Here is a 14,686-nt window from a genome sequence, read left to right as displayed (position 1 = left end):
GACAGCCTCTCAGCCGATCACCGCAGCCGGGTTACAACGCCAACGTTCTCGATCGAGGCACTAGGCGTCGAGCAGGGCTCCGGACGGGATCCGGGTCAGGATCGGATCCGGGTCAGGATCGGATCCGGGTCAGGGCGCCGCGCAGGTCCTCCAGCAGGTCGTCGACGTCCTCGATGCCGACCGAGAGCCGGACCAGGTCGTCGGGCACCTCGAGCGCCGAGCCCGCGACCGACGCGTGCGTCATCGCGCCCGGGTGCTCGATCAGCGACTCCACGCCGCCGAGCGACTCCGCCAGGGTGAAGATCTCGGTCCCGGCGCACACGGCGAGCGCGGCCTCCCGCCCGGCGGCGACGCGGAACGACACCATCCCGCCGAACCGGCGCATCTGCTTGGCGGCCACCTCGTGGCCCGGGTGGGACTCCAGCCCCGGGTAGCAGACCTGGGAGACGGCGGGGTGCGCGGCGAGCATCTCGGCGACGCGCTCGGCGTTGTCGCAGTGCCGCTCCATGCGCACCGCGAGCGTCTTCACCCCGCGCAGGGTGAGCCAGGTGTCGAACGGGCCGGGTACCGAGCCGACCGAGTTCTGGGTGAACGCGAGCTGCTCGGCGAGCCCGTCGTCGCTGGTCACCAGGGCCCCGCCGACGACGTCGGAGTGCCCGCCGACGTACTTGGTCGTCGAGTGCAGGACGACGTCGGCGCCCAGTGCCAGCGGGGTCTGCAGGTAGGGCGAGGCGAACGTGTTGTCGACGACGAGCCGCGCCTCGGTCCCGCGGGTCACGTCGGCCAGCGCGGCGATGTCGGCGACGCCCAGCAGCGGGTTGGTCGGCGTCTCGCACCACACGACCCTCGTCGTCGGCCGCAGCGCGGCGCGCAGCGCGTCGACGTCGGCGAGGTCGACCGTCGAGTACTCGACGCCCCACTGGGTCAGGACCTTGTCGACGAGCCGGAACGTGCCGCCGTAGGCGTCGTGCGGGATGACGACGTGGTCACCCGGGCGGACGAGGACGCGCAGCAGCACGTCAGAGGCACCCATGCCGGACCCGAACGCGAAGGCGTGCCGGCCGCCCTCGAGCGCGGCCAGACACTCCTGCAGCGCCGTCCGGGTGGGGTTGGCGCTGCGGGAGTACTCGTAGCCGTTGCGGGTGCCGCCCACGCCGTCCTGGGCGAAGGTCGACGACGGGTGGATCGGGACGATGACCGCCCCGGTCGTCGGATCGGGCTCCTGGCCCGCGTGGATGGCGTTGGTGGAGAAGCCGCGCATACCGGCACGCTACGCGCGCAGGCGCACGGTCAGTGCAGCGAGCCCAGGAACGCGAGCACGTCCGATCGCGTCACCACACCCGCGGGACGCCCGTCGACGAGCACGAGCGCGGCGTCGGCGGAGACGAACGCGCTCATCGCGCTCTCCAGCGCCTCCCCGGAGCCGAGGGTCGGCAGCGGCGGCGACATGTGCTTCTCCAACCGGTCGGTGAGCTGCGCGCGCCCGGCGAACAGCGCGTCGAGCAGGTCGCGTTCGACGACCGCGCCCGCCACCTCGGCCGCCATCACCGGCGGTTCGGCGCGCACGACGGGCATCTGCGAGACGTGGAACTCGCGCAGGTAGTGCACGGCGTCGGCGACGGTCTCGTTCGGGTGGGCGTGCACGAGGTCCGGGATCGAGCCGTCCTTGCGGCGCAGCACGTCGCCGACGGTGGCGCCCTCGGTCGGCGGCAGGAAGCCGTAGCCCGACATCCAGGCGTCGTTGAAGACCTTGCCCAGGTAGCCGCGGCCGCCGTCGGGAAGCAGCACGACGACGACGGAGTCGGCCGGGGCCGCCGCGGCGACCTGCAGCGCGGCGACGACGGCCATCCCGCAGGAGCCGCCGACGAGCAGCGCCTCCTCCCGGGCCAGCCGCCGCGTCATCGCGAAGGAGTCGGCGTCGGAGACGGCGATGATCTCGTCGCAGATGTCCTTGTCGTAGGTCGTCGGCCAGAAGTCCTCGCCGACGCCCTCGACCAGGTACGGACGCCCGGTACCACCGCTGTAGACCGAGCCGACGGGGTCGGCGCCGATCACGCGGACCCGCCCGTCGGACACCTCCTTGAGGTAGCGGCCGGTGCCACTGATCGTCCCGCCGGTCCCGATGCCCGCGACGAAGTGGGTGATCCGCCCCTCCGTCTGCTCCCACAGCTCGGGGCCGGTCGAGGCGTAGTGGGACGCGGGGTTGTTGCGGTTGGCGTACTGGTTGGGCTTCCAGGCGCCGTCGATCTCGGAGACCAGCCGGTCGGACACGCTGTAGTAGGAGTCCGGGTGGTCGGGCTCGACGGCCGTCGGGCAGACCACGACCTCGGCCCCGTAGGCCTTCAGGACGTTGCGCTTGTCCTCGCCGACCTTGTCGGGGCAGACGAACACGCAGCGGTAGCCGCGCCGCTGGGCGATCATCGCCAGCCCCACGCCGGTGTTTCCCGACGTCGGCTCGACGATCGTCCCGCCCGGACGCAGCTCACCCGACTCCTCGGCGGCGTCGATCATCTTGAGCGCGATGCGGTCCTTCACGCTGCCGCCCGGGTTGAAGTACTCGACCTTGGCCAGCACCGGGACGTCGATCCCCGCGCTCACCCGGCCGAGCGCGACCAGCGGGGTGTTGCCGACCAGCTCGGAGACGTGTTCGACGTAACGCATGGCGTCATCGTCGCACCTTCCGCGGCGCGCCCGGACGGTCAGGGCACGTCGCGGGGGCGGATCAGCACGGCGGGCGGTACGGGGTGTCGGGCAGGAACCGCGTCCACTCCGCGCGCGTGACCGGGTCGCCCGTGGCCGCGCACACCGCGGCCAGGTCCCGGGCGACGTCGACGTCCCACAGCCGGACGACGCCGTCGGCGCCCGCGGCGGCGAGCCGGCTGCCGTCGGGGCTGAAGCCCACGGCCCACACCGCGGCGGTGAACCCGCCGTGCAACGTCGCCCAGGTGGTCGGCGACGCCGGATCGGTGACGTCCCAGATCCGGACGGTCCCGTCACCGCTGCCGGCGGCGACCAGCCGGCCGTCGGGGCTGTAGGCGAGCCCGAAGACGGTGTTGCCCGGCCCGGTCAACGGCTCGCCCACCGGCGTCGGGTGCGCGGGGTCGGCGACGTCCCACAGCCGGACCGTCTTGTCGGCCGTCCCCGTCGCCAGCGTGTGGCCGTCGGGGCTGAAGGCGACGGAGTAGGCGTACCCGGAGCCCGTGGCCACCGCGTCGCCGAGCTGCCGGGGTCGCGCGGGGTCGGCGACATCCCAGATCCGGACGGTCGTGTCCGCCGACACCGCGGCGAGCAGGTGCGAGTCGGGGCTCCACGCGGCCCCGAAGACGTAGCTGTGCGGCCCGGTCAGCGTCGCGACCAGGGGCGACGTCGGGCGCGTCATGTCGAAGAGGCGGACCGCGTCGTCGTCGCCCGCGACCGCCAGGGTCCGGCCGTCGGGGCTCCACTCCAGCTGTTCGACGAGCGCGCCGTCGCCGGGCAGCGGTTGCGGCCTGGGCACGGCACCGTCCGGCCCGACGTCCCACAGCACGACGCCGCCGTCGGTCGCGCCGGAGGCGACGACCCGCCCGTCGGGGCTGCGGGCCACCGAGCCGGACAGCCCGGGTGCGCCGGCGGCGGCGGTCAGTGCCGGGGTCAGCGCCGCGGGTGCCCGGGGGTCGGTGACGTCCCAGATCCGCACGTTCTTCGCCGTGCCGCCGACGCCGAGGGCCACCGAGCGCCCGTCGGCCGACCAGTCGAGCGCGAAGACCGTGTCGTGCGGGTCGGTGAGGCGCGCGTCGCCCGCGTCCCAGAACCTGATCGTGCCGTCGCCGCCGACGGTGACCAGGCGTCCCCCGTCGTAGCCGACCTGGGTGACCGTCGACGGGTGCGGCCTGGTCCCGGCCGGGGCGCCGGTCCGCAGGTCCCACGTCCACACCCGGTCGTCGGACGAGGCGGCCGCGATCGTCGATCCGTCGGGGCTCACGGCGAGGCTGTTGACCTGCGCCGTCGGGCCGGCGAGCGGGGAGCCGACGGGCATCGGGTCCGCAGGGTCGGCGACGTCCCAGAGGCTGACGGTCCGCGACAGGCCCGCCGCGGCCAGCCGGGTGCCGTCGGGGGTGAAGGCCAGCGCGAAGACCGTGCGGCCCGCCGGCAGCGGCGCGCCGACGGGTGTGGGGGCGGCCGGGTCGGCGACGTCCCAGAGCCGGACACCGCCGTCGGTCTGCCCGGTGGCGAGCAGCCGCCCGGTGGGCGCGAACGCGATCGCCCGGACCGGCCCGCCACCGGTCGCGACCGACGGCCCCGCGGCGACCGGGCGTGCGGGGTCCGCCAGGCTCCAGAGCAGGACGGACCCGTCGGCGGTCGCGGCGGCGAGCACCGCGCCGTCGGGGGAGAACGCGAGGCCGTACACCGTTCCGCCGGGTGCCGCCGCGGCGGGCCCCAGCGGCCGCGGGGCGCCGTCCGCGGCCACGTCCCACAGCCGCACGGTCCCGGCGGTCCCCGCCGTCGCGGCGAGCCGCCCGTCGGGGCTGACGGCCAACGCGTAGTCGGCACCGGGCTGACCGGTGCCGACGGGTCCGCCCGCCGCGACCGGCGTGCCGGTGCCCGTGACGTCCCAGCGCTGCAGTGCTGCGTCGGCCGAGCCCTCCGCGGCGTCGACGGTGAGCATGGTGCGGCCGTCGGCGGTCCACGCAGCCTGCCTCGCCGTCCCCGCGGGCGAGAGCAGCCGGGTGGCGGTCGACGTGGTCGACGACTCCAGCACGCTCGAGCGGGCGGCGTCGGTCGGCGACGTCGCGTACGCGGCGAGGGCGAACTGCATCGCCAGGTTCGGGTCGGTCGCGCGCAGGGTGTCCGCCTCGACGGCGAGCTCGCGCGAGGTCGCGGTGTCACGCGCCCTCGACGCCGCGACCCACTCCGCCACGGCGACGCCGAGTGCGCTCACCGCCACGACGCTCACCACCACGAGCACCGCGAGCCCGCGCCGGAGCCGGCGGGCGCGGCGCAGCTCGACCGCCCGTTCGCGGTCCCGGCGCGCGAGGCTGGCCCGCAGGAACTCGGCCTCGCGCGGCAGCAGGTCCTCCCCCGCGGCGGCGTCCTGCACGTCGTCGAGGACGCGTCCCCGCAGCAGGGCGCCGTCGTCACGACCGGTGTCCTGCCAGAGCCGGGCGCCCTCGGTCAGCCGGCCGCGGGCGGCGCGCGCGGCCCGGTCGTCGTCGAGCCAGCCGGCCAGCCGCGGCCACGCGCGCAGCAGCACCTCGTGGGCGATCTCGACGGCCTCGGCGTCCAACGTCAGCAGCCGCGCCTCGGCGAACCGCGCGACGACGCCGGCGACCGCGGCGTCCTCCTCCCCCGGCGGCCCGAGCAGCTCCTCGCGGGCGGCCCGGCGGCGGGTGTCGGCCAGGTCGGGGGTGCTGCGCACGAGCCGCAGGAACACCCGGCGGGCGACGGCGCGCTCCGCGGCGGGCAACGCCGTCCACACCTGCTCCGCCGAGCTCGCGACGGCCTCCCGGAGCCCGCCGCCCTCCCGGTAGGCGGCGACGGTCATCCGGGCGCCACCGCGCTCCCACGTCGTCGCCAGCGCGTGCGAGAGCAGCGGCAGGGTCGCGGCGGCGTGGGTGTCCGCGGCACGGGTGCCCGAGCCGGCGGGCACACCCGCGCGCAGCTCGGCGAGCAGCAGCTCGGTCAGCCCGTCCTCGACCTGCACGCCGACGTCGCGGGCGGGTGCGACGACGACCTCGCGCAGCTCGTCCTCCGTCATCGGGCCGACGGTCACCTGCGCCGCCGACAGGGCGTGCAGCAGGTGCCGGTCCGACAGCGCCCGCGCGTAGAAGTCGGCGCGCAGCCCCAGCACGACGACGACGGGCGGCCCGTCGCCGGGTGCGGGCCGGGCGGTCTCGGCGAGCCGGTCCAGGATCGCGCTCCGCGTCGCGGCGGGCACGGCGTCGGTGTACAGCTGCTCGACCCGGTCGACGACCAGGACCGTCGGCGCACCGCCGGCCGCCGCACGATGGGCGTCGAGGTCGGCGAGGGTGTCGGGGCCCGCGTCGAGGGCGCCCACGTACCAACGTCCCGCGCCCGGCGGCGGCAGGTCGCCGCGATGCAGCGCCGGGACGAGGCCCGCGTGCAGCAACGACGACTTCCCCGCCCCCGACGGGCCGACGACCGTCAGCATCCCCCCGTGTTCGGCGGCCGGAGCGAGCCGGCGCAGCAGTTCGGCGAGCAGCCGTTCCCGCCCGTGGAAGAACGCGGCGTCCTCCGTCCGGTAGGAGGCGAGGCCCCGATAGGGGCACGGTGTCACTGGCCGAACCGACAGGTGCCGAGCCCGTTCCTCGTCCGGGCGGGCGGCACGGGCGTCGCGTTCGGAGTCACGGACCCGGCGCAGCGCGGCCTCCCAGCGAGCCGCGGTCTCGGCCTCGCCGCACGCGCGGACGATGCGGACGAGCCGCTCGGCGGGGGGCAGGGAGGTCCCGCTGACGTAGTCGCGGATCGAGGTGAAGGGCAGCGGGTGCCCGTCACCGGCGCCCGTGCCTCGCATGATGTCGCGGAAGCTGAGCCCGCTGCGGTCCTTGAGCAGCTGCAGCTCGGTGACGAAGGAGGCGCGGTCGGTGACACGGTCCGGGTCGGCTCGCTCGGGGCGGCCCGGGCCGCTTCCCGGCACGTCGTGGACCATCGCGCTCCCTCCGGCGGATCGTGGTCGGCGATCCTACGGCGCTGAGCGTGCGGGCCCGAACGGCGTATACGCGCTGTACGAATCTGTACGGGTCGGCGTCCCGAAAGGATGTCTCGTTCCCGAACGAGTGCTCGACCCGCTACGCTTCGGCCCCTCACGCCTGGGGCGTCCACGGGGGGCACACCGCGGACGGCACGCCTCCGGCGTGAGCAGCTCACCCACTGCGTGTCGGGACGACCACCCGCCGGAGTGCGGTCCGCGACTCCCGCGGCGCCCGACCACCGCCGGGCGCCGCGGGGCCCGGACCCACCCGAGGTTCGCCCCGCCGCGGTCTTCGTGCCACCGAGAACGAAGAAGGGTAGGTGGCCCGCCGGTGCACCCGATCGGCGGACAGGACTCGGACGACCCCGATGATCCCGATCCCGACTCCAGCCGGCCGCGGCCCGACGGCCGCGCCCGGTTCCGCACGGCCCGACGCTCCCGGCCGGGGTCGTCCGCGGCCGGCACCGGCCGGACGGGTGGCACCGGACGGCGCCGTCCGGCCGAGCGGCCCCGTCCGGCAGAACCCGACCTCGCGGACCCCGAACCAGGTCCGGGTCGGCCGCAGCACGCGGGCGGCCCCACCGACACCGACGCCGGCGCGCGCGGGGGACGCGCCGGCGCCGGTACCTCGACCGGCCCCCGACACGCTTCCTCGGGCACCGGACCCGTCGAGAGGCGGACCCGTCCACCGGGCCGTGCCCGGCCGCACGCCGGGGCCGGAAGGCCCGCCGGCGCCGCCCCGGGCGCCCGCGGCGGCGGTCCCGAGGGCCCGCGCGACGACCCCACGAGGCCCGACGACGCGCGCACCGACACCCCCGACGGCCCCTACATCCCCGACGGCCCCGACGCGCCCGACGCCCCCGACCGCCGCGGTGGGCAGGCGGCCGACGACGAGGCCCCGCCTCCCACCGGTGGTGGTGGCGGCGACGGCCCCCGGCCCCCGGACACCCCGCGCGGCCGCGACGACGCGCTCATCGACGGCTGGGCCCGCAAGGCCGCCGACGGCGACAAGATCGCGCTGCGCGAACTGTTGATCCTGGTCAACCCGTTGGTGGTGCGCTACTGCCGGTCGCACCTGGGCGCGGGCCGCGTCGGGTTGTCCGGGCCGGAGGACGTCGCCCAGGAGGTCATGGTCGCGGTCTGCCGGGCGCTGCCGGGCTTCGACCGGACGCGCAACCCGTTCATGGCCTTCGTCTACGGCATCGCCCAGAACAAGATCGCCGACACGTTCCGCGCCGCCCGCCGCGACCGCACGATCGCGACCGACGAGGTGCCCGAGGGGGCCGACATGTCCGGTGGGCCCGAGCACGAGGCACTGCGCGGCGACGTCGCGAGCCGCATCTCGGGGATGCTCGACCGCCTCCCCGACAGCACCCGCAAGATCATGGTCTACCGCCTCGGCCTCGGCTACTCCGCCGACGAGACCGCCGAGCTCGTCGGTATGACGGCGGGCGCCGTCCGCGTCGCGCAGCACCGCGCGATGCAGAAGCTGCGCGGCTGGGCGACCGAGCTCGGCTACTGATCCCCCGCCCGGTCACCGTGCCGCTCCGCCCTGCCCGTCCCGCCCAGCCCGTCCCCGCCCAGCGCGGCGAGCCTGCGGGCGAGGAACTCCCGCTCCACGCCGTTGTCGACGTGCGTCAGCGCCGCCCGGTACTCCGCGGCCGACTCCTCGGTCCGGCCGAGCCGGCGCAGCAGGTCGGCCCGGGCCGCCGGCAGCAGGTGCCGCCCCTGCAGGCGAGGCTCGTCGCGCAGGTCGTCGAGCAGCGCCAGACCCGCCGCGGGCCCGTCGCGCATCGCGACGGCGACAGCGCGGTTGAGCGCCACCGCGGGCGACGGCGCGAGCCGGTCCAGCACGTCGTAGAGCGCGACGATCTGCGGCCAGTCGGTCGTCGCGACGTCGGCGGCCTCGACGTGCAGGGCGGCGATCGCGGCCTGCACGCCGTAGGGGCCGGGCGGCCCGCCCGTGAGCGCCCGGACGACGAGGGTCCGTCCCTCCTCGATGCGGTCGCCGTCCCAGCGGCCGCGGTCCTGGTCGTCGAGCAGGACGAGCGCGCCCTCGGCGTCGACCCGGGCGTCCCGGCGCGCGTCGACGAGCAGCATCAGCGCCAGCAGCCCGGCCACCTCCCGCTCGTCGGGCAACAGCCGCAGCAGGATGCGGGTCAGCCGGATCGCCTCGTCGGCGAGGTCGAGACGTTGCAGCGCAGCGCCCGTTCCCGCCGCGTAGCCCTCGGTGAAGACGAGATAGAGGACGTGCAGGACGCCCGGGAGCCGGTCGGCCAGCTCGTCGGCCGCGGGGACCCGGAACGGGATGCGCGCCTCGCGGATCTTGCGCTTCGCCCGGACGATGCGCTGGGCCATCGTCGCGGTGGGCACCATGAACAGGCGCGCCACCTGCGGGGTGTCCATCCCGCCGAGGCAGCGCAGGGTGAGCGCGGTGCGGGCCTCCATCGGGAGCGCCGGATGGCAGCAGGCGAAGAAGAGCCGGAGCCGCTCGTCGGGGATGTCGTCGTCGCCCGGCGTGGGCGGGGGCGCGGGGTCGGCCCGCTCGGCGTCGGCCCGCAACAGGGCCAGCCGGGCGGCGTAGGCCCGGTCGCGGCGCAGCCGGTCGACGGCCTTGCGCCGTGCCGTCGTCAGCAGCCAGGCGCCGGGCCGCCGCGGCACGCCCTCGCGCGGCCAGTGCAGCAGCGCCGCCTCGACCGCGTCGGCCGCGACCTCCTCGGCGAGATCGAGGTCGCCGAAGCCGTGCACGAGCGTCGCGAGGAGGCGGCCGTGCTCCTCCCGGAACACGGCCTCCACCCCGGCGACGGCTGCCCCGTCGTCCATCTGCGCTGATCCGGTGCGGTCAGCTCGCGGCGAACTCGCGGATCGGCCGCACCTCGATCGTGCCGCCGTTCTGCGACCCCGGGCAGCGGGCCGCCCAGTCGAGCGCCGCGTCGAGGTCGGGGACGTCGAGCAGGTAGTAGCCGCCGAGGACCTCACGGGTCTCGGCGTAGGGCCCGTCGGTGACCAGCCGGGTGCCGGCGTCGTCGACCCGGACCGACGTCGCGCTCGCCCGGCCCTGCAGCGCGTCGCCCGCGAGCCAGACGCCCGCGTCGTGGACGGCCTTGGTGAAGTCCTCGTAGGCCTTCATCATCGGGGCCAGGACGGCCGGGTCGGGGGCCTGGGCCGGCTCGGTCGAGTAGATGAGCAGCATGTACTTCACGGTCGTCCTCCTCGTGCGTGCCGTGCGGCGGGGTGCCGCACAGCATGACGACGATCGGCCTCCCCCGGAATCGACAAGCCGCAACCGACAAGCCGGAATCGACAAGCCGGAATCGACACGGCCGGGACCGGTCACCCGGGGCCCGGGAAGGCGCCGACCCGCGGCTCACTCCCGTTCGACCCGGCGCAGCCCCCTGCCCGGGTGCCAGAACTCGACGACCAGCCGGTCGCCCGCCTCGTTGAGGTGCGTGTGCACGACCTCCTGCACGTCCGCGACGAACGCCAGCCCCGGCGCCGGGCCGTCGAGGGCGCCCGTGCAGCGCGCCCGCCCGGCGAGCTTGGCCTCCCCGGGCCACTGCGCGGGGGCGCCCTCCGGCGGGTCGACCGTGGCGCTGTGCAGTGCGAACCGGGGGTCGCGCAGCAGGTCCGCGCCCTTGCGCGCGTTCGGCATCGACCCGAAGCCGAGCTGCCCGTCGGCGAACTCCACCTCGATCCCGCTGATGCGCGGCGACCCGTCGGCGCGCAGGGTCGCGATGGTGAGGTGCTTGCGGGCGACCAGGATCGCCCGGACGCGCGCGGCGAACTGCGGCTCCGCCTCTTCGACGTCGTTCCACGAGGTCATGACGACATCGTCGGGTACATCACTGACAGTTCCCGTCAGGCAGAGTGGAGAGGCACGCTCGGCGTCACATCGGTTTCGTGACGAGACCGAGACGCACCCGGCCAACCGTCCTACCCGAGGAGCTCTCCCGATGCCCGAGGCCGTCATCGTCGCCGCCGCCCGTTCCCCGATCGGTCGCGCCGGGAAGGGGTCGCTCACCACGATCCGCCCCGACGACCTCGCGGCGCAGATCATCTCCGCCGCGCTCGCCCAGGTGCCGGGCCTCGACCCGGCGACGATCGACGACCTCATGCTCGGCTGCGGCCTGCCCGGCGGCGAGCAGGGCTTCAACATGGCCCGCGCGGTCGCCGTCGAGCTCGGGCTCGACACCGTGCCGGGCACCACGGTGACGCGGTACTGCTCGTCGTCGGTCCAGACCACGCGGATGGCGCTGCACGCGATCCGCGCGGGCGAGGGCGACGTGTTCGTCTCCGCGGGCGTGGAGACGGTGTCGCGCTTCGCCAAGGGCAGCTCCGACAGCCTGCCCGACACGCACAACCCGATCTTCGCCGACGCGGAGGCCCGCACCGCGGACGTCGCCGCGACGGGCGCCGACATGTGGGTCGACCCGCGCACCGAGGGCCGACTCCCCGACGTCTACATCGCGATGGGCCAGACCGCGGAGAACGTCGCGCGGCTGGAGAACGTCAGCCGCGAGGACATGGACCGCTTCGGCGTCCGCTCGCAGAACCTCGCCGAGCAGGCCATCGCCGACGGCTTCTACGCGCGCGAGATCACGCCCGTCACGCTGCCTGACGGCACGGTCGTCTCCGCCGACGACGGTCCCCGCGCCGGCGTCACCTACGAGGGCGTCGCCGGGCTCAAGCCGGTCTTCCGGCCCGACGGCCGCGTCACCGCCGGCAACTGCTGCCCGCTCAACGACGGCGCCGCCGCGCTGGTCGTCATGTCCGACACCCGGGCCCGCGACCTGGGCCTCACCCCGCTCGCCCGGATCGTCGCGACCGGCGTGACGGCCCTGTCGCCGGAGATCATGGGCCTGGGCCCGATCGAGGCGAGCCGGCAGGCGCTGGCCCGCGCCGGCATGACCATCGACGACGTCGACCTCGTCGAGATCAACGAGGCGTTCGCCGCGCAGGTCATCCCGTCGGCGCGGCACCTGGGCATCGACCCGCTGGAGAACGACAAGCTCAACGTGCACGGCGGCGCGATCGCCGTCGGTCACCCGTTCGGCATGACCGGCGCCCGCATCACGACGACGCTGCTCAACGGGCTCAAGGCCAAGGACAGGACGATCGGCCTGGAGACGATGTGCGTCGGCGGCGGCCAGGGCATGGCGATCATCTTCGAGCGCCTGAGCTGAGCCCGTGAGCGACCACTGACCCGAGGAACCGGCCCCGGAAACGGCGAGCGCCGCGGACCCGGCTCGTGTGAGCGGGTCCGCGGCGCCGTCGGCCGGGGAGGGGGGCTGTCCCGGCCGGCCTCGGGTCGGGGCCTGGGGCGGAGCGGCTAGTTCCGGAAGTACGAGAGCAGCCGCAGGATCTCGATGTAGAGCCAGACGAGCGTCGTCATCAGGCCGAAGGCGATGTACCAGGCGAACTTCGCCGGGGCGCCCGCCTTGACCGCGCGGTCGGCCTGGTCGAAGTCGAGCAGCAGGCTGAACGCCGCGACGCCGATGCAGACGATGCTGAACAGGAACGCGATCGGCGAGCCGTCGCGCAGGCCGAGCCCGCCTGTGGTGAAGAAGCTGACCACCAGGTTCACCAGCATCAGGACGACGACGCCGACTATGGCGCCGATCAGCCACTTGGTGAACCGCGGCGTCACCTTCACCGCGCCCGTCTTGTAGACGATCAGCATCCCGATGAAGACGCCGACCGTGCCGACGACGGCCTGGAAGCCGATGCCCTCGAACTGCGTCCCGGACAGCTCCAGCGCGCCGGTGATGCCGCCGAGGGCGACGCCCATCGCCGCCGAGTAGATCAGCACGAGCGCGGGGTTCGTGCTCTGCTTGAAGATCACGATCAGCGACACGACGAAGCCGACGATGAACGCCGGCAGCGTCAGTACGAAGGCGCCCGAGAGCGCCGTCGCGATGCCGGCCGCGAGGGCCACGCCACCCGTGATCGCCGTCTTGATGACGACGTCGTCGGTCGTCAGGCGACGGTCGCTCGTCGCCGCGGGGCCGAAACCGCTCTGCGACGCACGCGCGTCGGCCGCGGCGGCCCCGGCGCCGAACGCGCCGGCCTGGCGGTCGAAATCGGCATATCCGCCCTGCTGGGGCAGGTTGCGGAACGCCGGGTTGCTGGTGGTGCGCACCTGGTCCTCCTACAGCGCGTGCGTGTCTTTCACGCCGTTCAACGCACGAACGGCGCTGCTGGTTCCCGATTGGTAAAGCTGACTTTACCGGCGACGCGTGTCGCCGGTCACGCCGCGGTGCGCCCCTCCCCCGGTGGGTCGAGCTCGATGCCCGCGGACTCGACGTCGGCCTCGGCGACCAGGCGCGCGAACGCCCGCTCCGAGCCGTGCTCGGGCGTCGCGGCCAGCCGTGTCGCGTCGACCCCGACGGCCCGGCACACGTCCAGGAGCACGTCGTCGTAGGCGGACTGGAGCGCGACGCGGCGCACCCGGGTGCGGGGTACGCCGTCGCGCAGACCGCGGCGCAGCCGGCGCAGGTCCGACACCAGCTCCTCGATCGGGGGCCGGGCCGGTGGCGGCGGCGCGGTCCTGCGACGGCGCGCGGCGACCGCGGCCGGCACCTTGAGTGCCGCCCAGAAGATCAGCGTCGGCGCGAGCGTGACCAGCGCGTAGATCGTCAGGCCCACCCACAGCGGACTGTCACCCGCCACGGCCCGTGACGATACCCGGGCGGGGGCCCGGGCACCCCCTCCCACCGGCACTTTCCCGCCGGACGGGGCACCGGTCACCCCGACGGCTCAGCCCGCGTCGGCGGTGTCGCGGTGCCGGCGCAGCTCCTGACGGGCGATGGCCCGCTTGTGGACCTCGTCGGGCCCGTCGGCGAGCCGCAGCGTCCGCACGTGGGCGTAGGCCGCGGCCAGCGGGAAGTCGCCGGTGACGCCGCCGGCGCCGTGCACCTGGATGGCCCGGTCGATGATCGTCAGCGCGATGTTCGGCGCGGCCACCTTGATCGCGGCGATCTCGGTGCGCGCGGCCTTGTTGCCGACGGTGTCCATCAGATGCGCGGCCTTGAGCGTCAGCAGGCGGATCATCTCGATGTCGATGCGGGCCTCGGCGATCCAGTCCTGGATGTTCGCGCGCTCCGAGAGCGGCTGCCCCCAGGTGACGCGGGAGTCGGCGCGCCGGCACATGAGCTCCAGTGCACGCTCGGCGACGCCGATCGTGCGCATGCAGTGGTGGATGCGGCCGGGGCCGAGCCGGGCCTGCGCGATCGCGAAGCCCTCACCCTCACCCTTGAGGACGTCCTTCTCCGGGACCCGGACGTCGGTGAACGTGATCTCGGCGTGGCCCTCGCGGTCGGCGTAGCCGAAGACGGTCAGGTTGCGCACGATCTCCACGCCGGGCGCGTCGATCGGCACGACCATCATCGACTGCTGCCGGTGCGGCAGCGCGTCGGGATCGGTCTTGCCCATGACGATGAGCACCTTGCAGTTGGCGTGCAGCGCGTTGGAGGCGAACCACTTGCGCCCGTTGAGGACGTACTCGTCGCCGTCCCGCTCCATGCGCAGCTCGACGTTCGTCGCGTCGGAGCTCGCGACCGCGGGCTCGGTCATCGCGAAGGCCGAGCGGATCGTGCCGTCGAGCAGCGGACGCAGCCAGCGCTCCTTGTGCTCCTCGCTGCCGAAGAGCGTGAACACCTCCATGTTGCCGGTGTCGGGGGCACTGCAGTTGAAGACCTCCGGCGCGATGAACGCGCTGCGCCCCATGATCTCGCAGAGCGGCGCGTACTCGAGGTTGGTCAGCCCCGGGCCCCAGTCGGGGTGCGGGTGGAACAGGTTCCACAGCCCGCGCTTCTTCGCCTCGGCCTTGAGGTCCTCGATGATCTGCGGGTGGTGGTGCGGGTCGCCCGCCTCGAGCATCTGCTGCTCGTAGACGGCCTCTGCCGGGTAGACGTGGGAGTCCATGAACTCCCGCAGGTCGGCCTCGACGGCCTTGGCACGGTCGGAGATCTCGAACATCGACACGGACGTTCCTCTCTT

The 14,686-nt window shown here is 74.7% G+C and carries 11 protein-coding genes; 2 read left to right on the top strand and 9 right to left on the bottom strand.

Going from position 1 to position 14,686, the window contains the following annotated elements; translation table 11 throughout:
- Nucleotides 1–112: 112 nt before the first annotated feature.
- From PSD17_RS02345 to PSD17_RS02335, 3 genes are all read right to left on the bottom strand, one after another.
- Complete coding sequence (locus PSD17_RS02345) at nucleotides 113–1,261, bottom strand: cystathionine gamma-synthase (RefSeq protein ID WP_339121219.1); 1,149 nt, start codon at nucleotides 1,259–1,261, stop codon at nucleotides 113–115.
- A 29-nt stretch (nucleotides 1,262–1,290) separates the two neighbouring features.
- Nucleotides 1,291–2,661, bottom strand: coding sequence for a cystathionine beta-synthase (locus PSD17_RS02340; protein WP_013673130.1), 1,371 nt, complete (start codon nucleotides 2,659–2,661; stop codon nucleotides 1,291–1,293).
- A 61-nt stretch (nucleotides 2,662–2,722) separates the two neighbouring features.
- On the bottom strand, nucleotides 2,723–6,634 hold the full coding sequence (locus tag PSD17_RS02335; protein WP_339121217.1) for a WD40 repeat domain-containing protein: 3,912 nt from the start codon (nucleotides 6,632–6,634) through the stop codon (nucleotides 2,723–2,725).
- Nucleotides 6,635–7,019: 385 nt separating this feature from the next.
- Here PSD17_RS02335 and PSD17_RS02330 point away from each other — a divergent pair, with 385 nt between their 5' ends.
- Nucleotides 7,020–8,210, top strand: a complete 1,191-nt coding sequence (locus PSD17_RS02330; RefSeq protein WP_339121215.1) for a sigma-70 family RNA polymerase sigma factor — start codon at nucleotides 7,020–7,022, stop codon at nucleotides 8,208–8,210.
- On the opposite strand, the gene PSD17_RS02325 is transcribed toward PSD17_RS02330, so the two are convergent.
- From PSD17_RS02325 to PSD17_RS02315, 3 genes are all read right to left on the bottom strand, one after another.
- Nucleotides 8,204–9,511, bottom strand: coding sequence for an RNA polymerase sigma factor (locus PSD17_RS02325; protein ID WP_339121213.1), 1,308 nt, complete (start codon nucleotides 9,509–9,511; stop codon nucleotides 8,204–8,206). The two genes, PSD17_RS02330 and PSD17_RS02325, sit on opposite strands and share 7 nt — an antisense overlap.
- A gap of 19 nt (nucleotides 9,512–9,530) precedes the next feature.
- Complete coding sequence (locus tag PSD17_RS02320; protein ID WP_103384642.1) at nucleotides 9,531–9,890, bottom strand: YciI family protein; 360 nt, start codon at nucleotides 9,888–9,890, stop codon at nucleotides 9,531–9,533.
- Nucleotides 9,891–10,055: 165 nt separating this feature from the next.
- Nucleotides 10,056–10,511: a pyridoxamine 5'-phosphate oxidase family protein gene (locus tag PSD17_RS02315; RefSeq protein ID WP_013673125.1), complete on the bottom strand. Its 456-nt coding sequence runs from the start codon at nucleotides 10,509–10,511 to the stop codon at nucleotides 10,056–10,058.
- Nucleotides 10,512–10,641: 130 nt separating this feature from the next.
- Between PSD17_RS02315 and PSD17_RS02310 the strand changes: the two genes are divergently transcribed.
- Complete coding sequence (locus PSD17_RS02310) at nucleotides 10,642–11,871, top strand: acetyl-CoA C-acetyltransferase (protein ID WP_013673124.1); 1,230 nt, start codon at nucleotides 10,642–10,644, stop codon at nucleotides 11,869–11,871.
- Between the two features lie 146 nt (nucleotides 11,872–12,017).
- On the opposite strand, the gene PSD17_RS02305 is transcribed toward PSD17_RS02310, so the two are convergent.
- From PSD17_RS02305 to PSD17_RS02295, 3 genes are all read right to left on the bottom strand, one after another.
- The gene (locus PSD17_RS02305; protein WP_339121210.1) at nucleotides 12,018–12,827 is read right to left on the bottom strand and encodes a Bax inhibitor-1/YccA family protein; all 810 of its coding nucleotides are present in this window, start codon (nucleotides 12,825–12,827) and stop codon (nucleotides 12,018–12,020) included.
- A 107-nt stretch (nucleotides 12,828–12,934) separates the two neighbouring features.
- A complete protein-coding gene (locus tag PSD17_RS02300) occupies nucleotides 12,935–13,357 on the bottom strand; it encodes a hypothetical protein (protein ID WP_103384439.1) in 423 nt (140 codons plus the stop codon).
- Nucleotides 13,358–13,444: 87 nt separating this feature from the next.
- On the bottom strand, nucleotides 13,445–14,665 hold the full coding sequence (locus tag PSD17_RS02295) for an acyl-CoA dehydrogenase family protein (RefSeq protein ID WP_049803610.1): 1,221 nt from the start codon (nucleotides 14,663–14,665) through the stop codon (nucleotides 13,445–13,447).
- Nucleotides 14,666–14,686 lie beyond the last annotated feature (21 nt).

Source organism: Pseudonocardia sp. D17 (genome assembly GCF_036984265.1).
Lineage (GTDB): Bacteria > Actinomycetota > Actinomycetes > Mycobacteriales > Pseudonocardiaceae > Pseudonocardia > Pseudonocardia benzenivorans.
Note: the sequence above shows the minus strand (reverse complement) of the source record. Positions and strands in the feature narration are given on the sequence as shown.